The 20,449-nt window shown below is 58.1% G+C and carries 19 protein-coding genes and 1 pseudogene; 8 read left to right on the forward strand and 12 right to left on the reverse strand.

The features are described from left to right. Positions 1 to 83 precede the first annotated feature (83 nt). From F6X42_RS38540 to F6X42_RS38555, 4 genes are all read right to left on the reverse strand, one after another. Positions 84 to 401: a hypothetical protein gene (locus tag F6X42_RS38540; protein WP_187639099.1), complete on the reverse strand. Its 318-nt coding sequence runs from the start codon at positions 399 to 401 to the stop codon at positions 84 to 86. Between the two features lie 246 nt (positions 402 to 647). After that, the gene (locus F6X42_RS38545) at positions 648 to 983 is read right to left on the reverse strand and encodes a nucleotidyltransferase family protein (RefSeq protein WP_187639100.1); all 336 of its coding nucleotides are present in this window, start codon (positions 981 to 983) and stop codon (positions 648 to 650) included. A gap of 12 nt (positions 984 to 995) precedes the next feature. Then, positions 996 to 1,412, reverse strand: coding sequence for a type II toxin-antitoxin system VapC family toxin (locus F6X42_RS38550; RefSeq protein ID WP_187639101.1), 417 nt, complete (start codon positions 1,410 to 1,412; stop codon positions 996 to 998). Further along, complete coding sequence (locus tag F6X42_RS38555) at positions 1,399 to 1,635, reverse strand: FitA-like ribbon-helix-helix domain-containing protein (RefSeq protein ID WP_120295467.1); 237 nt, start codon at positions 1,633 to 1,635, stop codon at positions 1,399 to 1,401. The genes F6X42_RS38550 and F6X42_RS38555 overlap by 14 nt, the downstream gene beginning before the upstream one ends. A gap of 59 nt (positions 1,636 to 1,694) precedes the next feature. Here F6X42_RS38555 and F6X42_RS38560 point away from each other — a divergent pair. The 4 genes and pseudogenes from F6X42_RS38560 to F6X42_RS38575 form a co-directional block, all read left to right on the forward strand. Next, positions 1,695 to 2,048, forward strand: a pseudogene (locus F6X42_RS38560) (IS30 family transposase); the annotation flags it as partial. 147 nt (positions 2,049 to 2,195) lie between these two features. Beyond that, positions 2,196 to 3,377, forward strand: coding sequence for a TIGR03118 family protein (locus F6X42_RS38565; protein ID WP_187639102.1), 1,182 nt, complete (start codon positions 2,196 to 2,198; stop codon positions 3,375 to 3,377). A gap of 666 nt (positions 3,378 to 4,043) precedes the next feature. Next, positions 4,044 to 4,646: a HupE/UreJ family protein gene (locus F6X42_RS38570; protein WP_187639115.1), complete on the forward strand. Its 603-nt coding sequence runs from the start codon at positions 4,044 to 4,046 to the stop codon at positions 4,644 to 4,646. A gap of 3 nt (positions 4,647 to 4,649) precedes the next feature. Next, the gene (locus F6X42_RS38575) at positions 4,650 to 5,276 is read left to right on the forward strand and encodes a HupE/UreJ family protein (protein WP_187639103.1); all 627 of its coding nucleotides are present in this window, start codon (positions 4,650 to 4,652) and stop codon (positions 5,274 to 5,276) included. Positions 5,277 to 5,305: 29 nt separating this feature from the next. On the opposite strand, the gene F6X42_RS38580 is transcribed toward F6X42_RS38575, so the two are convergent. From F6X42_RS38580 to F6X42_RS38595, 4 genes are all read right to left on the reverse strand, one after another. Next, on the reverse strand, positions 5,306 to 6,382 hold the full coding sequence (locus tag F6X42_RS38580; RefSeq protein ID WP_312893000.1) for a HupE/UreJ family protein: 1,077 nt from the start codon (positions 6,380 to 6,382) through the stop codon (positions 5,306 to 5,308). A 53-nt stretch (positions 6,383 to 6,435) separates the two neighbouring features. Then, positions 6,436 to 7,509: a tetratricopeptide repeat protein gene (locus F6X42_RS38585; RefSeq protein ID WP_187639105.1), complete on the reverse strand. Its 1,074-nt coding sequence runs from the start codon at positions 7,507 to 7,509 to the stop codon at positions 6,436 to 6,438. A 192-nt stretch (positions 7,510 to 7,701) separates the two neighbouring features. Then, positions 7,702 to 9,207 carry a DUF4331 domain-containing protein gene (locus F6X42_RS38590; protein WP_312893001.1) on the reverse strand — a complete coding sequence of 502 codons (1,506 nt, stop codon included), beginning with the start codon at positions 9,205 to 9,207 and terminating at the stop codon, positions 7,702 to 7,704. A gap of 657 nt (positions 9,208 to 9,864) precedes the next feature. Next, positions 9,865 to 10,281, reverse strand: coding sequence for a cupredoxin domain-containing protein (locus F6X42_RS38595; protein ID WP_187639106.1), 417 nt, complete (start codon positions 10,279 to 10,281; stop codon positions 9,865 to 9,867). 831 nt (positions 10,282 to 11,112) lie between these two features. On the opposite strand from F6X42_RS38595, the gene F6X42_RS38600 reads away from it, so the two are divergent. After that, positions 11,113 to 12,408 carry an MFS transporter gene (locus F6X42_RS38600; protein WP_376776508.1) on the forward strand — a complete coding sequence of 432 codons (1,296 nt, stop codon included), beginning with the start codon at positions 11,113 to 11,115 and terminating at the stop codon, positions 12,406 to 12,408. Further along, complete coding sequence (locus F6X42_RS38605) at positions 12,405 to 13,466, forward strand: YncE family protein (RefSeq protein WP_187639108.1); 1,062 nt, start codon at positions 12,405 to 12,407, stop codon at positions 13,464 to 13,466. Before F6X42_RS38600 ends, F6X42_RS38605 begins: the two co-directional genes overlap by 4 nt. A gap of 576 nt (positions 13,467 to 14,042) precedes the next feature. Here F6X42_RS38605 and F6X42_RS38610 read toward each other — a convergent pair. Next, a complete protein-coding gene (locus F6X42_RS38610) occupies positions 14,043 to 14,663 on the reverse strand; it encodes an MlaC/ttg2D family ABC transporter substrate-binding protein (RefSeq protein ID WP_187639109.1) in 621 nt (206 codons plus the stop codon). Positions 14,664 to 14,882: 219 nt separating this feature from the next. After that, positions 14,883 to 15,170 (reverse strand): DUF1330 domain-containing protein, encoded by a 288-nt coding sequence (locus F6X42_RS38615; protein WP_187639110.1) that lies wholly within the window; start codon positions 15,168 to 15,170, stop codon positions 14,883 to 14,885. Between the two features lie 918 nt (positions 15,171 to 16,088). Here F6X42_RS38615 and F6X42_RS38620 point away from each other — a divergent pair. Beyond that, positions 16,089 to 16,964 carry a cyanophycinase gene (locus F6X42_RS38620; RefSeq protein ID WP_187639111.1) on the forward strand — a complete coding sequence of 292 codons (876 nt, stop codon included), beginning with the start codon at positions 16,089 to 16,091 and terminating at the stop codon, positions 16,962 to 16,964. A gap of 249 nt (positions 16,965 to 17,213) precedes the next feature. Further along, positions 17,214 to 18,038: a cyanophycinase gene (locus F6X42_RS38625; protein ID WP_187639112.1), complete on the forward strand. Its 825-nt coding sequence runs from the start codon at positions 17,214 to 17,216 to the stop codon at positions 18,036 to 18,038. A gap of 27 nt (positions 18,039 to 18,065) precedes the next feature. Here the strand turns inward: F6X42_RS38625 and F6X42_RS45705 are convergent, their stop codons facing one another. Both F6X42_RS45705 and F6X42_RS38635 read right to left on the reverse strand, forming a co-directional pair. Continuing rightward, on the reverse strand, positions 18,066 to 19,760 hold the full coding sequence (locus F6X42_RS45705) for a transglutaminase-like domain-containing protein (protein WP_187639113.1): 1,695 nt from the start codon (positions 19,758 to 19,760) through the stop codon (positions 18,066 to 18,068). A gap of 152 nt (positions 19,761 to 19,912) precedes the next feature. Further along, the gene (locus F6X42_RS38635) at positions 19,913 to 20,245 is read right to left on the reverse strand and encodes a hypothetical protein (protein WP_187639114.1); all 333 of its coding nucleotides are present in this window, start codon (positions 20,243 to 20,245) and stop codon (positions 19,913 to 19,915) included. Between the last annotated feature and the right edge of the window lie 204 nt (positions 20,246 to 20,449).

Here is a 20,449-nt window from a genome sequence, read left to right on the forward strand (position 1 = left end):
TGTCCGATCAGACGCCGGATGAGGCATACTTCGCGACGCTGCCAGCGATCAAATCGGCAGCTTGATGACCCCGGCGCTTCCACTTATAAATTCGATCTGACTGTCCGAACCAACGGCGCCACCTCTTGACCGCTAGCATGGGCAAACTTCGGGTCGAAATAGACGAGATTGATTGCGTGTTTGATAAATGCGTCGGGAATGCCGTCGCTCGCCCAAGTATCGCCAGCTGAAGGATTTTCTTGGTCGTTTATCGAATCGAAGGCCTGTTGTGGAGACAGACCTTTGTCTCGATGAAATGCGGCAGCGACGTATATCCTCCCTTCGTTAATGCATCCACCGTGGGCGTATGTCGGTGGCGACAGCAGAATGAGAATGGAGAGCGCAGCGAGAAACCTTTTCATCACGCATTCCTTATTGAAGAAGTTCACCTCTTGACCTACTACTTCTCGTCCGTTCCCGGCAGTCCCTTCAAGTTCTTGCTTTCGATTCTAGAGCCTGCTGTGCGCTAACCCAACACGTTCCGGTTCCCTGCACGTCGCGCCGCACACCCTCAAGGACCTTCGCCGCTATGGCGGGGTGTCCCTATGCTTCGCGAGCGATTTCAAGCAGCGGCGTCCACGCGTCCTTGCCGTTTTCCGATTCGTGAATCAGTTTGCGCGAGCGTAGACAAGCGCCGCACAACAGCTAATGTAAGAGACGACGTTGGACATGCGATTGCTCGAATCGAACTCGTTGAGATCGACCTTGTAGCCTGTCAGCGGAGTGAGCGTTCGCTCCCACTCCAAGTGATGTGTAACCCACGTGACCGCTGCGCTTTCGTCGTATCCAACCGCATCAATTTCCATCGCAACGTCAAGGTCACTGACAACATGATGCGTACCCTTCAGCCGACTCCCGAACACCCACAAGCGTCGAACGTGGGGCTGGGTCTCGGCCCATGAGCGAAGCGCGCGCATCGCATCAAACAGAGCGTCTTCGATCATCGTGCTTTTCCGTTATTCAAATGGGTTCAACAGACGAACACCCGTCGCCGAAAAATCGTCAACGTTCCGCGTTACGACAACTAGATCGTGAATCAAAGCCGTTGCCGCAATCAACTTATCCAAGAGGTGCTCGGGATGCGGCACACGAAGACGTCCCCAAACCTGTCCAACGTCCTCGTCAATCGGGAGGATGTTCTGCGCGTACTCAATCAAGATCGTTTGAAGCCAGGCTTCAAGCAACGCCGCTTGCGCGACGTCGCCCCGGTGCCTGACGATTTCAACGCCCCGGCGCAGTTCCCCGACAGTCACGACTGACATGTAAATCTCCGCGTCGCTCTTTGCCGCCTGTCTGAAAAACTTTCTGACGCCGCTGTTCGCGCGATCGCGCTTCCTTGCTTCACTGATGACGTTCGTATCAATCAAATACACGCGCGACCTCACCCGCGTCGTCAACGCGCTGGAAATCCGCGTCTTCGCCCACATCGGGCATGGCCATCAACACTTCCGCAAAGCTCTTTCGCTTCGGTCGCCGCAGCGCTCTGGCAAGAATTTCCCTGTGCTCAGCCTCCGAGCTGCGGCCATGAGCAGCCGCCAACTCGCGCAAGCTTTGAACAAGCGCGTCATCCACTCCACGTACCAAAAGGTTCGCCATATCTACTCCTTGCTCAGTTGCTATCAATGATAGCATGCCAGGCAGAGATTGCAAGCAATGATAGCGAGACGGTCACCAATGCACTCATCAAACACGCCTCCAAACTACCGCAGGAGCTCTATAAGTCGCTGACATGGGATCGGGGAACGAAGATGGCCGGGCACAAACGCTTTACCGTGGCCACTGATATCCAGGTGTACTTCTGCGATCTCCAGCATCCATGGCAGCGCGGCTCGAACGAAAATACGAATGGGTTGTTAAGGCAGTACTTCCCCAAGGGCACCGACCTGTCAATGTATTCGCAGGCCAAACTCAACGCTGTGGCAAGGCGACTGAATGAGCGTCCAAGGAAGACGCTGGACTACGAGACGCCCGCCGAACGATTCCATCGAACTATTGCATCCACCGGTTGAATCCGCCACCCTATCGCGCCATTCGACCGGGTGGCGGGTGGAACTTTTGAAGTACAGCGGGAATATTTGAAGTACAGCGGTCGTTTAGCCTTCTCTGGCGCTAATTCGCGGAGCAATTTCTCACCAGTTCGACGAAGGAGGGTAGACATGTCTCAGGTCTCTAGGGGTCTCAAAGCGGCGGCCATGATTGTCCTCGCCGCCGGTTTCACAATCGCGCATGCCGCCGCTGACGATGCCTATGTCGTCACACCGCTCGTGTCCAACGTCGCAGGCGCTGCCCCGAAGGTCGACGGGGTACTGCAGAACGCCTGGGGTATTGCCTTTAGTCCGGCAGGAAGTCCATTCTGGATCAACGACAATGCCACAGGCTGCTCCACGCTGTATGACGGCGAGGGGACAAAGGTGACGACGCTGCAGGTGTCCATCCCGCTGCCAGGCAACGTCATACCGGCCGGCGCCTGTCATCCGGTCCTTCCCAAGAGTCCACCGAATCCCACGCCCGCGGCGCCAACCGGGATTGTATGGAATCCTTCGTCGGCGTTTCTCGTGCCAGGTACCAAGATCCCGGCCGTATTCATCTTCGCAACGGAAGACGGCACGATTTCCGCGTGGGCCGGCGGGTTGAATCCGGCGAATAACGCCGTGATCGCGGTCGATAACTCGTCCTCTCCGTCCGCCGCGAGCGGGGCCGTCTACAAGGGGCTCGTCTTCGGTGTGAACGCCAAAGGCGGATTCCTCTTTGCGACGAACTTCCGCTCAGCCCGGATCGATGTATTCGGGCCGAGCGGCACGAACGGCCTGTTCACGCCCGCGACGACGGACGGCGGCTTCGCGGACCCGGACATCCCAGCCGGCTACGCGCCGTTTGGTATCGCGAACATCGATGGCGACCTTTTCGTCACGTATGCCAAGCAGGGCGATCAGAAGCACGACGATGATGCGGGCCGCGGTCATGGATTCGTCGATGTGTTCGATACAGATGGCCACCTCTTGCGCCGCTTCGCCAGCCGAGGGCCGCTCAACTCGCCTTGGGCGATCACGCGCGCGTCGTTTGCATTCGGCCGCTTCAGCGGCAAGATCCTGATTGGCAACTTCGGCGATGGCCGAATCAATGTCTTTGACAATGACGGCAGGTTCGTCGATCAGCTGGAGGATGCGTACGGCAATCCACTGGCTATCGACGGGTTGTGGACTTTGACTCTCGGTGGCGGCCGCAATTCGAGTTCAGACACGCTGTACTTCTCGGCAGGTCCTAACAAAGAGACCAATGGACTGTTCGGTACCATAACTCCAACAAGCGCCTCCAAGGCACATGAGCACAGGCAATAGCCGGCAGTCACGCGTGGCTCCCTGCGCAGCTTCCTGGCGGCGACCTCGTGACCGCCAGAAAGTGGATCGTGCAGCGCAAAGGGACTGTGGGTGTCCTCACGAACATCGAGAGCGTAGACCTCTCCCACATTGATCGTCGTACCCACCGCAGACCGCGGCCTCGTCCGGGAGTCGCGAATGCGACGTTTGCCGTCAGCTGGAGATCTCGAGCCTGGAAGCCGTAAGGGTGGCTACTAGGCTTAGCAGGTTGCGGAAATACCTCGCGCGGAAGTCATCGCGACCGATAGTAAAAGCGTTGAGCGGACAGCCAAGAATCGCTGGTGAGTGGCTGAAGATGTTCTTGCAGGATGCCTGCCATTGCGCGCCGTGTCGGTCAACCGCGTCCCGATTCAATCGTTATGACCGGACACGATGGCGGCGTTCCTGGATGTAGCCGATGAAACCTCTCCGGTCTTCCGAGCGGCCTGACCTCCCCGGAACCCGTTTGCCGAACAGACACGTTGGCGACTCACTTCGAGCGACGTATAGTGTGGAGAACGCCAAACAGGCTCGCGGAATTATCCCAGCGGACGCTTCCATGAGGCCGAAAATATTTACCTCCAAGCCGTGTGCGATCCGGTGCCTGTCACGTGCAGACCCCGCGAAAGGATCATCATGACTTTCGACATGCGAAGCGCTCTCCATGCTGCGCCTGCATTCGTATACGGGTGTCTTGTTCCCGTCATTGCGTTTGCGCATACGGGCCAAGGCGACATATCCGGTGGCTTGCTCGCCGGATTCAAGCATCCGATTTCTGGCCTGGATCATGTCGTCGCGATGGTTGCAGTTGGATTGTGGGGTGCGCAGTTGGGGAAACCTGCGATCTGGGTGCTGCCGATCACCTTCCCGATCGTCATGGCCTTCGGCGCTGTTCTCGGCGCCCTGGGGGTCCCGATTCCGGGGATCGAGGTCGGCATTGCCTTGTCGGCACTCTCGCTCGGTGCGGCGGTGGCGCTTGCGTTGACTCCGCCGCTCTGGCTTGCGGGTCTGCTGGTTGCCGCGTTCGCCATCTGCCATGGACACGCACACGGCGCGGAACTGCCTGGATCCGCGAATGCGATGACCTATGCGATCGGCTTCGTCGCGGCCACCGGCACACTTCATGCACTTGGCATCCTGATCGGCACGATCAATCGCTGGAAGGTTGGCGGCTACGCGCTGAGAACAGGCGGAGCCCTCATTTCCAGCTGCGGCGTGTATTTCCTCACGTACGCGATTCGGGGAGCGTGACGCATGCGTGCGTTGCGCCGGGTGGTCTGGTCAGCGGCTTGCGGTCTGATTGCGCTGATGTTTGTTGCGTCAGCCGAAGCGCACGCTGTTTATCAAGGCGCGGGCGACTTTTACGCCGGGATGCTGCATCCGCTGATGTCGCCGGAACATGTATTACCCATGCTGGTGCTCGGCGCCTTGGCAGGGCAAAACGGCCTGAAGCGATGCGAGTTCGTGCTTTGGGCGTTTCCGGCAGCAATGGCGGCCGGCGCGTCCACCGCCCTTTCCTTTCCGGACTTGCACGGCATATTCCTGTTCAACCTTGTCTCGGCCGTACTGCTGGGTTCCCTCCTGGCGGCTGCATTTACGCTTCCGTCATGGCTGATCCTGATTTTAGCGGTCGTGTTTGGCCAGAGCCACGGGTACGCAAACGGGTCAGCAATTATTGGCCAGATCCGCCCAGGCGTTTTCATAGCGGGCATGGCGTTCGCGAGCTTCATCCTGACGGCCTATACGGTTGCTGCGACGTCCTTCTTGCTGCGGCTACGGCCAACCTGGATCGCCATCGCAGTGCGCGTCGCGGGCAGCTGGGTCGCGGCGATCGGTCTTCTCGCACTCAGTCTCAGTCAACGCGCTTTGCTGCTTTCGTGAGCGGTCACGTCCATGGCCGTCGCGGGCCTCTACAGTGCAAGCACTGTCAGCCCGGTCGTTCGTTCATAAATCCACATTGTTGCGAAAGCGGTGATGACTGCCGATCCGCCGTATAGCGTTGCCAGGCGAAACCAGAGACTCGAACGATAGATGTAAAGAATTGGCAATAGCAGCAAGACCAGCGAGATCTGTCCCATTTCCACACCAATATTGAAACCGGCGAGGGCTGCCGCCAGATGGGGCGTGGGGAGGGCCATGCTGGTCAGCACGCTCGCGAAACCGAATCCGTGGATCAAGCCGAAAGCAAACGCGACCAGCCAGCGGCGCGCCCGCACCAGCGGCACAATATTGTTTAGTGCGGACAGCAGAATCGTCATCGCAATAGCGACTTCCACCCACCGAGACGGCAACGCGACGACGTGCAGCGTCGCAAGTGACAGCGTGATGGCATGCGCGGCAGTGAAGGCGGTGACGAGCTTCAATACATCGATCGCGACCGCACGCGGAGAGTCGGCAGGGCGCCATTTTTTTCCATGCAACACGCAAGCCGCCGGCAACATCAGTGACAGGAGGAACAGGGCGTGGTCGACGCCGCGCCAGATATGCCACATGCCCTCCCCGACGAAATCGATGAATGTGCGGCCGAGCCCCTTCCCGCGTATGTCCAGGATCTCACGCGGATGATCAAGTCCAAGAATAGCTGTGGTGGTCGCGCCTTTGCTCACGACGTGCACGAGACCTTTGTGGAGCGTGTCCACATCAGCAAACAAACGATAGTCAATGCCAAGCTGGCTCGGACGAACTGGACAGTTCGCATTGAATTCCAGCACCGCGTATGCGCCGTCGCTGTGGTGGTCGATCAGCATGTTGCCGGGATGAATCACGCACGCCTGTCCGTCACCCGTCAACTTGATCCGCGTGAACGCATACGACTTAATGTCTGCTTCGCGGATTCGGACCTCGCCCCACGTCAGCTTGCCGTCCCCGTTGGCGTCGAGAATGAGTGGATTGTCCAGGTCGCGAAGTGCGATATCCCATCGGCCCGCAATCGTTTTGTCGTCGACTGTAAGCGTTAAGTAACTGTCGCTGGGCTTGTGGGCGTGCACCGCAGGGGCCCAGCACAACATGAAGAGAGCAAGCCACGCGAACGCTCGCCGTCTCATGCGACAGAGTCGATGTGCGTCGCCAGCATCGCGAAGCGGGCCCCGAAGACAAGGCTAGCCAACCGCGCCTGGAGTCTCGTCAATTCCGGATCGCGCAATCGCGCGGTGTTGAGCCACAGCATCGCGGGAGCGGCACGGGCAGGCTGCCGCGCGGCGACCGCCGCCTCCATCAAGATCCGGCAATCCGCGACCTCCTTCTGCACCTGCCAGTCGGCCTCGGCCAGGCTGAGCGCTTTTTCCGGATCATCAAGGAGTTTCAGATTGAAAATGGCTTCCTCGCGCAGATGCACTCGATCACCCCGTTCGGCGGACGCCGCGAAGCGGCTTGCCAGGTCTTCGACATGACGCGCCAGATCTTCATTCAGCCCTGACTGTTTCTCTGCGAGTGCCAGGCGAAGGAGCAGGTTGTCGTTGCGGATGTCGCCCGCTAGCAGGGCGAGGACCTCCTTCGGCCGCTTCCGGTCGAGCAGAAAGTCAGCCCAGGCTGCTTTAAGGTACGCGTCGCGCGGATTAACAGCCAGCGCCTTGCGAAAAAACTGTTCGGCAGCTTCCTGCCTGCCCATCCAGACCGCCATTTCGGCTTGACTGACCAACAGCCAGTGGTAGAGCGGATCTGCCGGCGGTATCTGCGCGGCAAGGCGTTGCATGAGGAGAGAAGCCTGCTCGGGCGTGCCGCTGACGGCCGCTACATTGGCGAGGCAGATCCCGGCGACGACGGTATTCATCAATATGAGGCGGCCGCAACTCTGCCTGGCGTCCAGATAGCGGCCTTGCACCTGCAGGATATTCGCACGGATCAGCCACGCCTCCACGTTGTCGGGCTGGGCGCGAATTGCACGGTCGAGATCATCGATTGCGCTCGCAAAGAAATGATTGCTTTGCCGAACACTGGCGCGCAACACCAACGCGCGCGGCGGCGGGTCTGGTTGCCGGAGCCACGGTTCGATTGCGGCTTCGGCCTGACCGAGGTCGCGCGGATCCTGATCACGCCGAAATCGCTCCAGGTGGCGCTTCGCGAGTTCGGCCGCAAGGTCGAAGTTGTAGCCGTCCGCGACCAGTGCCCCGTGCATGCTCACAATGGACGAATTAAGTGCATCGTGCGCACGGGGCGGGAGCGTCTCCAGAACCTGCGAGTCCTGTTGCGGTCTCACGGGAGCCGCGTCAACCGACGCACCTGCAAACCCAGCGAAGAGACACGCTCCCCAAAGAACGCGTCGTATGGTGACTCGAACTGACTTATACAAGTTGCGCCTGGTCTGTCATCAATTTATCGCACCAGGGATCGGCGTGGTCAGATAAGGGAAAGCATTGTCGAATACGCCGTCGTTGATTGCTGCGCCGTCTGTCAGCGGCGCCGCTCCGGCTGGCGCGTCGGAAGGCGAGCAGCCAAAGATTCGGGGATTATTGACTGTACACAGCACGCCTATCACGACCCTGAGGGACGCGGTGACGACGTCGTCCCCTGGCCGTCGTCCGTTTGGAAAGCCCGCATTGTCGCCGGCCAGGACGCCCAGATTATTCTGACTGCCTTTGGGTGTGGGCGGAATGGACGTATTCAGACGTAACATTTCGGACGGCGTGACCGTTCTTAGCTGATTAAGTCCCTGAAATCCTGTCAGGAACGTGAAAACCAGGTCGAGGCGCGGGAAGTTGGTAGGCGCTTTGGCCTCGGGGAAAAGGCTCTCTATCAGCGCCGGAAGCGTGGGATTCGTCACATAGTCCGCAAACTGCCCATCGTTTGCCGGCTTCGAATTGTTGAACTTGTCCTTGTCCTTCAGGCCGATCACGAGTTCGTTGACCAGTGGCATCCCGAGCCGGGAAACTTGCGTCCAGCCCCCCGCTGATGTTTCTGGCGTGTGGTTCACGCTACCTGGATTTAAAGCAAGCAGTCTCTCATGGCGAATGCTTGACGTCGTCCAGCCACCGATGACCGGGTTGCGGTGGTCGCCAGTCAGACAATGGGTCGGCAGCTCGAGCGCAATCGAGGTGATGTTCTTGTCAGCCAGATCGTTCTGGTTCCCGTTTCGGGGACCCAGAGGATTAAGGTTAAGCAGGTCGAACGTCTTGCCGAGCGCCACCGCAAACGATTCCTTTCGCTGGCCCACAAAAACGCGACCGGGAGCCCCGCACCCGGGAATGTTGATCGTGTAAACATATTGCCGCGCGTAGCTGGCATAACCACTTACACTGCCAAACGTCTTGGTCCCTATAAAGTCCGTTGGTTTGGTGAACGTCGTAATGCCGCCCGGGCCCGTGACCACTTCCCCAGACTCGTCGTGATCGGTGCCACGCAATACCTTGAGCGTGTACGTTTCGTTGACGTTCAAGTTCGATGAATCGCCCACAGACACCGGGCCCGCCTGAACGAGAGGAATTGCCACCTGCTTGCCGCCGACGTTCAGTGCTTTATTATCCACCGTATTCTTGAAACGAAACCGAAACGTCAGGTGCTCTCTCCCATCGCCCACATTGTCGATGTGAATTTCGTATAGTGCATCGGGGTCGAGGGCGAAATAATTCGGGCCGCCGTAGGCATCCTCCAAAGGCGAGTAATTGGCGATCAGCGTCACATAGCCGCGTCGGTTCGGTTCGTAGCTGTTGAACATGTAGAAGTCAGTGCCATCGACCTTCGGCATCGTTGCGATCAGCGGCGCCTCACGATGGCTCGATGCGTAGGTGCCGCCCATGGCGCACAAAAGTAGTGCGGCGCCAAGCACCTGCCTTGACGCGACGTAGACCGGCCGATCTTTAAATCTCGAAGTAAGCATGGCAGCCCCTCAAAGATATGACGTCGCAACCGTTTTGCCCACAGGGGACACTGTCAATATAGGAAAGATTCGACGCAACGATGTGGATTTGGTTTAGGTACAAACCCCGCATGCGCGGGTTGATGGCGCGCGTTCAACGATCTGCATATTCGTTTAAATAAAAAATACCTTGGACCGGTTGAGAATGGGGTATTCACGATCCTGCTTTCTCAGACGAGGTGCAAGAAAAGTTGGCCGACACGACAAAAGATTGAAACAGGCGATCGCCGCTGTGGCTGGATTCGCAGCCGAGGCTGTAGTCCAGGAACCTCATGCTGAAAAAGGTTGTTGGGCTGCAGCTACAACGCGCAGGTCGAACATGGCCGCGGGCAGCATGCGGAGGCAATGAAGAACGCGGGCCACCACCAGCCGCCAACTGTTTGCTCAGCATTCTCTTGTAACTTTCCAGTTTCGCTGTTTTTCCCGATTTCGAAGACGACTCACACTCACGACCCGTTGCAGCCGGTGGGCATTCGATCGCCAAATGACTGATCATCGTCGAACTCCGGCTGTTGGAATCAAGGGGCTGATCCGTTCGACCAGAGCCTTTCCCACGGGCGTTGCAAAGTAGCGCGTCGCTATCGATGTGCTGCAACGACGGGACAATTGTGCTTCGCCTCAGCGCGCAACGACGAACGATGTGTGCATGCCCATCTCATAGTGCCCCGGCCGGTTGCAAATCAGCACGTAGCGTCCTGGCGCAAGCTTCAATGACAGGCGCTTGGTCGAACCTTTCGCCAAGTCTTCCACCTCGCCCATTTTCTTGAACCGGCTTTCCGTAACCAGGCCTTTGTGGACGGGCAGATGCGCGTCGTCCACGTCTGTCCTCAGCACCACGAACTCGTGTTCGGTATTGCCGTTCGCTGCGTTGTTCACCTCGAACGTGACGCTTCCGGCCTTCGCTGTGCCGGGATCGAGTTGAATCGTGTTGTCCGTTAGCTTGACATGGATCGTTTCATCCGCATGACCGCTCAGCGGCACAACGCCGAGCGCAATCGCCGCCAGCACGAACGCAGTATGGTTTCTGTCGATCATGATATTTCTCCTCGAAAGGGCCGCGTTGCCGCAAGACGCGTTGAACCACGGTGCCGGATTCGCCGGCTCCGAAGGCTAGTGGAGCAACTGTTCTCTCGATGACCGTCGCGCCTCAGTAGGCACGTTCGCCAATATGCATGGTTAGGAACCCTCGTCATCGTCGTGGCCGCTTGAGACCACTGTTCGCGGCGCACATCGCTTCGCCTTCACGCAACGGTGCAAGCAGGCTTGCACGCATTGCGCGCGTGAATTCATCGCGGATGAAGGACCGTGCTCGCCAGTGCAGGCGAACCTCGGTAATAGAACGTGAGTGGGCTTCGAAATATTCCGCCCGATGTCGCGTGGGAAGTCGCTTTCCGGCGCGCGCCGTGGCGGAGAACACAAACGATTCGAACGATCGGAGTGGCTTCCCGGTTCACCGACGTGCTGCCTGGCTCGCCAACGCGCTACTTTCCAGTCGCGCCCCGCGGCCATCATTCGACGTGGCGAAGCTCGCGGCGAAGAATCTCTCCGACGCTTGACGTCAGCCCGAGATCTCGCGTCTGGAGCCCGAAAGGGTGGCTACCAGGAGCCTGTCGGACTTCAGCGCCCGCCAAGCAACGGCCTGAACGTCGGGCATATTTCGCGAGCTACAGGACAATCAAAGAGTTGCGCATCCCGTTTTTAAATCGTCTCGGGCGATTGTCGTTGCATCGACCGCGACCTTTTGAAGGTAATGCGTTCGATATCCAAAAACCTTGTCCCGGAAGCAACTGGCCTTAGCGATGTCCATTGGGTTGTCATGTACCTCTGCCAACGGTCACGAACAGTGGCGTTATGGCATGCTCCTCTATGACGCACTCTTTACATGGTGCAAGGACGATGCGCATACCTCGATGCACAGCCAAGCGAGCAGTCAGGGCTCGGCTGTCTACATTGCTCCGTCCCGAAGGCGTCGACCCCGGCGCCTCGATCCTGCTTGTTGCCCGTGGACTGCGCGGCATCTGCGATGGTTTTATCGCGGTGCTGCTACCCGGATATCTGCTGGCGCTCGGCTTTGGGCAACTGGCTGTCGGGCTCATCAGCACGACCACGTTGTTCGGATCGGCCGTTGCGACGGCCCTGGTGGGTCTCGTAGGCAATCGCTTTGCACAGCGGGGCCTGTTGCTCTTCGCGGCGGTGTTGATGACGGCTACAGGTCTTTGTTTCGCAGGCCTGTCTTCGCTGTGGCCGCTACTCGTCGTCGCGTTCATCGGCACGCTGAACCCGGGTTCCGGCGATGTCAGCCTGTTTCTTCCGCTCGAGCATGCAAGGATCGCCGAATCCGCAACGCGTGACGCACGAACCGCCCTGTTTGCACGATATAGCCTCATCGGCGGACTGTCCGCCGCAGTCGGCTCCCTCGCGGCTGGCCTGCCCGATTCGATCAGCGTCCACTCGGGCGTTTCGCCACTCACGGCGATACGCGCGATGTTCACCGTCTACGCGACGGCAGGATTCGTGATCCTGCTCCTTTACCGGCGTCTGCCGGCACGCGAGTCCAGGATCGACACGCCGCGCGTGCCGCTTGGGCCTTCACGCGGAATCGTCACGTGCCTTGCGCTGCTCTTCAGCGTTGACGCCTTTGCGGGCGGACTTCTCGTCAACTCGCTGCTGACCTTGTGGTTGGTCCAGCGGTTCGGCCTTTCGCTCGGCGCAGCCGGCCAGTTCTTTTTCTGGGCAGGGCTGCTTAGCGCCGGCTCTCAACTGGCCGCGGCACCGTTGTCGCGCCGGATCGGCCTGCTCAACACGATGGTGTTTACGCATATCCCCTCGAGCGTATGCCTGATTGTCGCAGCGTTTTCGCCCTCCCTCACGCTGACCCTCGCGCTGCTCCTCGCACGCAGTGCTCTTTCACAGATGGACGTGCCCACGCGCAGCGCCTACGTGATGTCGGTCGTCACGCCCGGGGAGCGTCCCGCAGCGGCGAGCTTTACCGCGGTTCCGCGAAGCCTGGCTGCAGCGCTCGCGCCCACCCTTTCAGGAGTATTGCTGGGCCTTGGGTGGCTCAGTGCTCCGCTAGTGGCGTGCGGCGCGCTGAAGATTGCCTACGATCTTTCGTTGCTCGCCGCATTTCGTCACGTCAGGCCCGACGGAGATTCGTCATGAAAGAACATATCGGCACGAACCGTCGCCGGGCTGCGATGTTGCTCGTCATTCTTTTGATGGTCGAAATTGCGGCACTGGTCGTCCATCACAGCGCGACCGCTGCCGGCACTCCACCCACGGTCGAACTACCGTTGACGCACGTCGCCGACATCCCGCTGCCAGGTCGCGCCACCCGGCTCGATTACGAGAGCTACGACCCTGACCGGCATCTGCTGTTCATCGCACACCTCGGCGACAGCGAAGTAATCGTCTTCGACACGCAGAACTCACGTGTTGTCGCCCGCATTGGAAACATTGCCGCCGTTCATGGCGTCCTGGTGGTACCGGCACAGTCCCGCGTGTACGCGTCGGCGACCGGCACGAACGAAGTTGTTGCTATCGACGAGGCCACCCTGAAAATCACCGCACGTATGCAGGGTGGCGTTTATCCGGACGGAATGGCATATGCACCGGACACCCGGAAACTCTATGTATCGGACGAGACAGGTGGGACTGAAACTGTGATCGATACCCAATCCAATCGCCGCACCAATGCGATCCCTTTGGGAGGCGAAGTCGGCAACACCCAGTACGATGCAACATCCCGTCACATCTTCGTCAATGTCCAGTCGCGAGGACAACTAGTCGAAATCGATCCATCGACCGACGCAATCGTCGCCCGGATCGACCTGCCGGGCGCACGCGGCAATCACGGCCTCTATATTATTGCGCAACGACACCTCGCGTTCGTCGCGTGCGAAGGCAACCACAGACTGCTGACGCTGAACCTGCTCACCAGGCATGTCGTCCAGTCATTCGACGTTGGCGGTGATCCCGATGTGCTCGCCTTCGATCCAGGTCCGGGCACGCTCTGTGTTGCTGGCGAAGCAGGCATCGTGTCGATGTTTACCGTGGGTCTCTCAACCGTGTCGAAAATCGGCGAAGGTCGCATCGGGCCCAACGCGCATGTGGTTAGTGTCGATCCATCAACGCATCGCGCCTATTTCCCGCTGAGGAACGTCGACGGACGTCCGGTGCTGCGCGTCATGGCGCCCCGGCGGGTTTTGCCGTCGCTGTGAAACGATGACGGACATAGGAGCATCGACACAAAAATGCGCTCAATCCTCGCGGGACTTTTGGCTGCTACCTCAGCCCTCGCTGCTGCTCCGACGTAAGCGATCGCATGCTGGCCGACAGGACAGGATGACTTTGTATGCGTCCGACTGATACGGGATGCCCGACGCGAACTCTTACGAAGGCGATTGCGAGAAAAACGTACCATCGTCGCTCGCGACACCTGGTGACAAGCCTTCTGTCGCTCCGACCATGCTGCGGGCGCCGCATGGTGGATCGCAGTAGGAATTCAAGGGAAATCCCCTCTTTCTCGGGTCAGTGGCACTACGACTGGCCGTTTCCTGGCACACTTCGGCCACTGGGTGCGACGAGGCGACTGTCCCTTCTCGGGCCATTCAACGTCACGCGGACTCGACGTCCGCTTACGAGGGCGGATTGAACCGGTCGAACGGCACCGCAACCGCGCTGGCGAATGTCGGCTCGAGCCGCGTCAGGACGTATCACCCATTCTGCCGCAATCACCGTGGCTCTCGAATATCGATCAAGCCTATTCATCTATTGTCACCGCACTGAAGCGTCTTTTACCGTTTGCTCGAAGCAAGCTGCTGGTTCCGCTCAGTGAGAAACTGGATCAGACCGTCCATGCCGCTTTGCTTGATCTTGTCGCTGAACTGCTGCCGATAGGTTTGGATCAGCCAAACGCCGAGGACGTTCAGATCATATAGACGCCACCCTTCCGGGGTCTTGTACAAACGGTAGTCAATCTCCGCCGGCTGTCCGTTCCTGTCCGCAACTGTGCGCACCACCACATCCTCATCGGTCGGCGCGAAGTGGGAAGGCGGATAGTCGATCCGTTGATCCGCACGGAGCTGACCCACGGCACCTGAATACGTGTAAATCAGAAGCATCTTGAACTGCTTGACCACCTCTTGCTGCTGCGCAGGCGTCGCCGTTCTCCAGTAACGCCCCATCGCGAGCGAGGTCGTGCGTCGAAAATCGGTATAAGGAAGAATGTCCCGGTTCACGATATCCATGATGCGGGGGATATCGTTCGGCTGGATCGCCCGGTCCCGCACCTCGTCGAGTATCTGCTGCGTCGCAGTCTTGATCAGCGCTCGCGGGTCTGACTGGTCGACTTCCGCATACGCCACGCCGAGCAAGAAAAACGCCGCGCAAAGAGGCAACAGAAAAAGATTCTTCATATGCGCAAACCTTGACTGATCCTTCACTGCACGCAATACATGGGTGCTCTGCCTACGTCCAGTCATGTCGCGCCGCGTCGGGTCAATTTCGTGCCGCTAGCCGATCGAACGCCGCGCAGAATTATCTCCGTGCTCCCGCCCGACAGATGCGGTAGAAAGATCAGGTAACCGCTGCGGAACTCATGAGTGCTGCAATCCGCCGATTGTTCACGACCTTCGTCAGACACCCTCGACGAGTACTGCGCGAAAGCGCGCCGCCTTGAAACGGTGCTGTGTAACCTCCTGATACGCCGGGCTGTCATACCATGCACGCGCAGCCGCCGTGGTCGGAAACTCCACGATTACGACACCCTCCGGCGAGTCACCTTTAAGCACCTGCTGAGGTCCGCAGGCAGCCAGAATCTTGATTGGGTGACCTTTAAAGGTCTCGCCGACCGCACTTAGGGAAGTGCCGAGCTCGCTTTGATCCTGCATGCTTTCTCGCGTGAAGACAATATAGGTTGCCATGGCATGCGCTCCTGCAGTAGGAATGGTGCAAGAGATGATGACACGAGAGTTCCGAAGCGGCCCCCTTTCTTTGGGGGACGACCATAACGATCGGCCCGTCCGTGCCCCGGTGCCACGTCTTTCGATGGAGCCGCGCTGTTTGGTCGAATGCAGTAAGACGGTTGATCAGCGTCGCCGGCAGACCCAGGAAGCGGGCGGTCGCGAACTCTGGCTGAGCGGCCGTCCCTAGCCGAGGCCGATCTCATGACGGTAGACGTTAAGGGTTATTCGACGTCTGCCCTCATTCACATGGCTGTGAGTGCGCCGCGGCGCGTGTGGGCAGGCGTCGGATAAGCATCGAGTGAGGACCCAATAACAGTCACGTTTGCCGAAAAGAGCAGCGGCCGAATGTGTACAGAAGATTTGCCCCGGGTGGCAGGCGTATGACTGATCTGCCGGGTACGTCGACTGGTAACAGACGAATTGCGACGCTCCGGCGCCAAGCGCCACCTGCAATACTTGAATCGATGCGTCAGCATCGCACCACATCGGTTCAAATATGCACTGATTGCGTGCATATGCTATTCATGCGCTTCCGCGGCGGACCGAAGTTCTCGCGAGCTCGTTCGCAATCGCGATCTGCGCCAAGGGTTCGCACCAACCCATGCGGACAAAAACGTTGGTGCATTTTTTGCTTTAAAATATTGTAAGGTGTGGGCAGGTGCAGATCTGGTGTGACGCGAGGAAGATGCAAACTACCTATCCACTATTGCTGCAGGCTTCAGATTCGCGGGTTGCTGCACAGCGCCCACGAAGGTGCTGCCCGACTGATTCAGCACGGTTGTGGCGCTGCTCGAATCATCGGGCAGACAGCTGCGATTGTCGTGCCTAGGGCGGACCGCCAGGTCGCCGGTCAAGCTTTGAGAAGGAGTGAATGGTATGCGTTCCGGAAGATCGCCGAAGGGTGCCGCGCGAGGCTTTATTATCCCTATTGGCGGCGCGGAAAATCGGGTTAAGAACCCGGTTATTCTGCGCCGTTTCGTGAAACTTTGCGGTGGGTCGCGCGCGCACATTGCGGTCATCCCCACTGCCTCCTCGCTGGATGACACGGGGGATCTCTATGAGTCGGTGTTCCGCGATCTCGGCGCTGACCGAGTCAGTATCCTGCCATTCAAGACACGCCGCGACTGCGAATCGGACAGATACCTGAAGGTGCTCGATCGCGCCGACGGGGTCTTCATGACCGGGGGCGACCAGGTACGCCTCGCCGAGATGCTGAGCGACACGCCGGCGGCGGAGAAGCTTCATAGCCGTAACGCACACGGCATGCACGTAGCCGGGACCTCGGCCGGGGCCTCCGCCATGTCAGCTGCCATGATTGCCGGGGGGAAGAGCGGGGCCACGCCCCGCGCCGGGATGGTCGACCTGGCACCAGGCTTGGGGCTCATCAGCCGTTTTGTTATCGACCAACACTTCGGCCAGCGGGATCGGCTCGGACGCCTGCTTACGGCAGTGGCTTCGATCCCGTTTGGGGTGGGCATTGGGCTGGACGAGGATACGGCTGCGTTCATCGGTCCAGACGAAATGCTGGAGGTGGTAGGCAGCGGCGGCGTCACCATCATCGACGGGTCGAATCTGCGCAACTCTGCAGCTGATTCCGTTCGCCATGACGACCCGGTAGGCTTGACCGGAATACGTCTGCATATCCTGGTTGATGGCAATATGTATCATCTCGGGACGCATAGCCTGGTAGGCGGTACGTTGTCTGCGCGGAGTTACGTCCCCAGTAGATCGAACGCTACTGCTCTGACCTGATCGGCTAGAAGAGGCAAAAGCCGGATCATCCACGAAGCGGGGCAGCGCGTATCTGTGCTGCCCCGCTCCACGTTCCGCTTGCCGATATAAAATCGCATATCATGCGTCAACCCCTCGAAGATGCGAAGATAAGACGTCAGCTGATTCGAGCCCGGCAGCAACAAAAGCTCCGGCCGGAAAAGTGGGTTACGTGGTGGCTGCACGAGACTTGGGCTACTTCAAGATTTGGCCACTCTATCGGAGTGAAAGTTGAGTCGTGCAAAGGCGCCCATTGGCGGTACACGAGGCTTTATCGTCCCCATCGGGGGCGATGGAAGGCTAATACGAAACGCTGCCATCCTGCGCCGCTTCATCGAGATTTGCGGCGGCTCCCGCGCGCATATCGGCATCATCCTTACGGGCTCCGCGACCAAGGACGCCGGCCGCCGTTATGAAAGGGCGTTCCGTGATCTGGGGGGGGATCGGGTCAGTGCCCTCAAATTTGAGACCCGAACCGACTGCGAGGCGAAGCGAAACCTGGACATGCTCGATATTGTCGACGGGCTTTTCCTCACGGGGAGCGACCCGGTCCATCTTTCCGAGACGCTAGGTGGTACTTCGATGGCGCAGAAAATTCGCAACCGGAATGCACAGGGTATGCACATGGCCGGCACCTCCGCTGGCGCAGCGTTCCTGCCCGGGCAGATGATTGCGGCCGGTGAGAGTGGCACTACGCCGCGTGCTGACATTGTTCAATTAGCGCCGGGCTTGGGCCTGATCGAGCGGTTGATCATCGATCAGCACTTTCGCCACCAGGACCGGCTCGGGCGTCTGCTCATGGCCTTGACTTACAACCCACTTGCCATCGGCATCGGCCTGGATGAAGACACGGCCGCCTTTATCGGTCCGGATCATAGGCTGCAGGTCCTGGGCAGCGGTGGCATCACCATTGTGGACCCCTCCCAACTGCAACACTCCGCCATACATCCGGATCGCCGCCATGCCCCAGTAAGCGTAGTTGGCCTGCACCTGGACATACTGGTTGAAGGCAGCCTGTATGATTTAACAGCGCATATGGCGAGCATACGGCGCTAATTTCGCATTCATCCCGTCAGGGAGCGACTAGTGCAACGAGGCCTCCCGGAGAATCTTGATCTGAATGTCAGGTACAAAAAAGTCCGAATACATCAGATCGTTACCGACCTTTTCCCAGGAGTCGGGCCTGCATATCTCGCACATCTTATCCGTCCTGCTGTTTTCTATATAGATCCACGACAGAGCGCCAAAAAACCTTTCGTGCCTTTCCGGCAGATTGTCCGATGAGCTTTCCATAGGTACCCATCCTACCGCGGGGACATAGAACTCTACCCACGCATGATCATAATCCGGCACACAGACCGAGTTGACCCTTGCATATCTCAGTTTGTATTCGGGAACCTTGAAATCCCCGACCGGCCTGCATGCCACCCCGCAAAGCCTCATTAATCCTATCAACAGTTCCATGTACTTTCCGCAAGTCCCTTCGCCGCTTCTCAAGGTCTCAACGGGACTTGTATACGCGTTGTTGTAGCGGTACGCCAATCTGCTATAAACATATTCGCGCACGGTTTTCGCAATCTTGACTACATTTCCGCGCTCTTTTCTCGGGATCGCCGAAATCAGGTCCGCAGCAATGCGCCTTAACTCTTGCCTATCCATATCGTACCTGAGCTCTCTCTTAAGAAATCGCGTCTTAATTTCGTCTGGATAGCCTGAATCCGGGACATTCAACTTGAACCTTATCCCATATAGTTCAATTACGGCGCTGTAGCCGAAGTAACGGCGTTCTTTATCAAGCTCAACGCCCCTGAAATCGAATTCCGCAATCTCGTTGCCGCTTTCGTCCCTTCTTATAATCCCAGGAACATCTCCAATAATTTTTACTGATTTCACCTTCTGCCTTCGCGTCTCGACCGGAATCGACAACCTGACGCACATCTTGACGCCCTTGATCCTTTCCAGAATATCATGGGCAGGCTTGAGCATTTCGGCATAAGAAAATTCCACTTCGTAACCATCCGAAAGCCCGAAATTTCCAGCCATACCAAGCCCCATTATTTTATAATCAAGTTTCTCTATAAAGCCATCTGAAATGTTCCTGTTGAGTTTTATATTTGGACTGTTGTCGACAGCCGGCTTCGCGCCCGCATCATCAAAGACGTCCCAACTTTTCTGATTGTAGTATATATAGATGCCAGATCTTTGTATATCTGATGTTTTAACTGAAGCTATTCCCGACGCCCCCTCATGGGGTGTCGTCAGCGATGCCAAATGAGTCCCGTCAAGACTGTATATATAAATGGCCCGACTAATGTCACTCAATATGAAGAGGCGATCCCCATGCAAGGTAATGTCGTTTATTCTATTGCCCACATCCACTGACCGTATTGGCCGATCCCCATCCAGAATGAACAGGATCCCGCCACTGTCAGCCACGTAATATCTACCGCCTTTCCAATATAGACCGACAACATCTTTTGCGTCAGGGATTGTGACGGTGTCCATAACTTCATAGACCATCCCATTTTCTATCCCGAGCGCATAGATTCTATTAAAACGCGAATAATTTATAATGCCATCCGGTCGCATACATATGGCACCTGCCCCCTTGAATTCGTTGAAGCTTTTGAAGTTGACAACTCCTTGAAAGAATCCCGTCCGAACGTCAATTCTGCCAAGAGCCCCAAGCTCCGGATCTACGACGAAGATCGCATCTTCCTCATTGCTATCTATAGAGGTGATGTTCTTTGCAAAGAGCGGTTTTATCGAGGTGATCACAAATCCCCCGGATCATTCTGATCGGTGAGGCATGGGCCGGGCATACGCCCGACCCATTCTCTCCAAGTCTTGTCGGAGGCGGCGCTTGAAACCGCAACAGAGCTCCTTGAGGGTGTGCGCTGCGCCTTCTGCGCACAAGCGCACCAAGACCGCTAATGCTGTCGGCCTCTCGACGTTTCCCGCTCCCTGCCTCTCAGGTTTTCCCGCTCCCTGTTTCTCAGGTCGTCTCGCTCCCTGTCTCTCAGGTCCTCTCGCTCACTGCCTCTCAAGTCTTCTTGCTCACCACCTCTCAAGGCCTCTTGAATAAAATCGGCAAAGTCCGAGAGATGCCTTAGATTTGAATCCAGGGGATTGCGCGAAGACCCGCTCATTGCTTCATGACGTATCAGGTCCAGGGCGATTTCGACGGCCATCCTCCGCTTCGAGGAGGCATCCAGCGTGGCGTCGTTATCGTTGTAGAGAAGAAATTTCTGTTTCTCATCCATTTTGACTCTCCAAGGTATTGAACTCCATGAAGGATGGACCTCACGCTTCATCCGCCCTGGAGCCCTGTCACCAGGTCCGCTTGCGACCGCCTGGCAGGTCGTCGTAACCACGGCGAACAGTCATTCAGTCTTCAATCTCTCGCGCCAACCGCACGCCGCGCTCGTCACGAATGATCTCCATGCTACTACTGTCCCACCCTAACC

Origin of the sequence: Paraburkholderia podalyriae, from assembly GCF_014397785.1 — a bacterium.
GTDB lineage: Bacteria > Pseudomonadota > Gammaproteobacteria > Burkholderiales > Burkholderiaceae > Paraburkholderia > Paraburkholderia podalyriae.

Coding starts and splice junctions, on each gene's coding strand:
- F6X42_RS38620 (WP_187639111.1), top strand. CDS start 16,089: ATGCGTTCCGGAAGATCGCCGAAGGGTGCCGCGCGAGGCTTTATTATC.
- F6X42_RS38605 (WP_187639108.1), top strand. CDS start 12,405: ATGAAAGAACATATCGGCACGAACCGTCGCCGGGCTGCGATGTTGCTC.
- F6X42_RS38615 (WP_187639110.1), bottom strand. CDS start 15,170: ATGGCAACCTATATTGTCTTCACGCGAGAAAGCATGCAGGATCAAAGC.
- F6X42_RS38555 (WP_120295467.1), bottom strand. CDS start 1,635: ATGGCGAACCTTTTGGTACGTGGAGTGGATGACGCGCTTGTTCAAAGC.
- F6X42_RS38565 (WP_187639102.1), top strand. CDS start 2,196: ATGTCTCAGGTCTCTAGGGGTCTCAAAGCGGCGGCCATGATTGTCCTC.
- F6X42_RS38590 (WP_312893001.1), bottom strand. CDS start 9,207: ATGCTTACTTCGAGATTTAAAGATCGGCCGGTCTACGTCGCGTCAAGG.
- F6X42_RS38585 (WP_187639105.1), bottom strand. CDS start 7,509: ATGCACGGGGCACTGGTCGCGGACGGCTACAACTTCGACCTTGCGGCC.
- F6X42_RS38540 (WP_187639099.1), bottom strand. CDS start 401: ATGAAAAGGTTTCTCGCTGCGCTCTCCATTCTCATTCTGCTGTCGCCA.
- F6X42_RS38610 (WP_187639109.1), bottom strand. CDS start 14,663: ATGAAGAATCTTTTTCTGTTGCCTCTTTGCGCGGCGTTTTTCTTGCTC.
- F6X42_RS38545 (WP_187639100.1), bottom strand. CDS start 983: ATGATCGAAGACGCTCTGTTTGATGCGATGCGCGCGCTTCGCTCATGG.
- F6X42_RS38570 (WP_187639115.1), top strand. CDS start 4,044: ATGCGAAGCGCTCTCCATGCTGCGCCTGCATTCGTATACGGGTGTCTT.
- F6X42_RS38575 (WP_187639103.1), top strand. CDS start 4,650: ATGCGTGCGTTGCGCCGGGTGGTCTGGTCAGCGGCTTGCGGTCTGATT.
- F6X42_RS38600 (WP_376776508.1), top strand. CDS start 11,113: ATGACGCACTCTTTACATGGTGCAAGGACGATGCGCATACCTCGATGC.
- F6X42_RS38635 (WP_187639114.1), bottom strand. CDS start 20,245: ATGGATGAGAAACAGAAATTTCTTCTCTACAACGATAACGACGCCACG.
- F6X42_RS38595 (WP_187639106.1), bottom strand. CDS start 10,281: ATGATCGACAGAAACCATACTGCGTTCGTGCTGGCGGCGATTGCGCTC.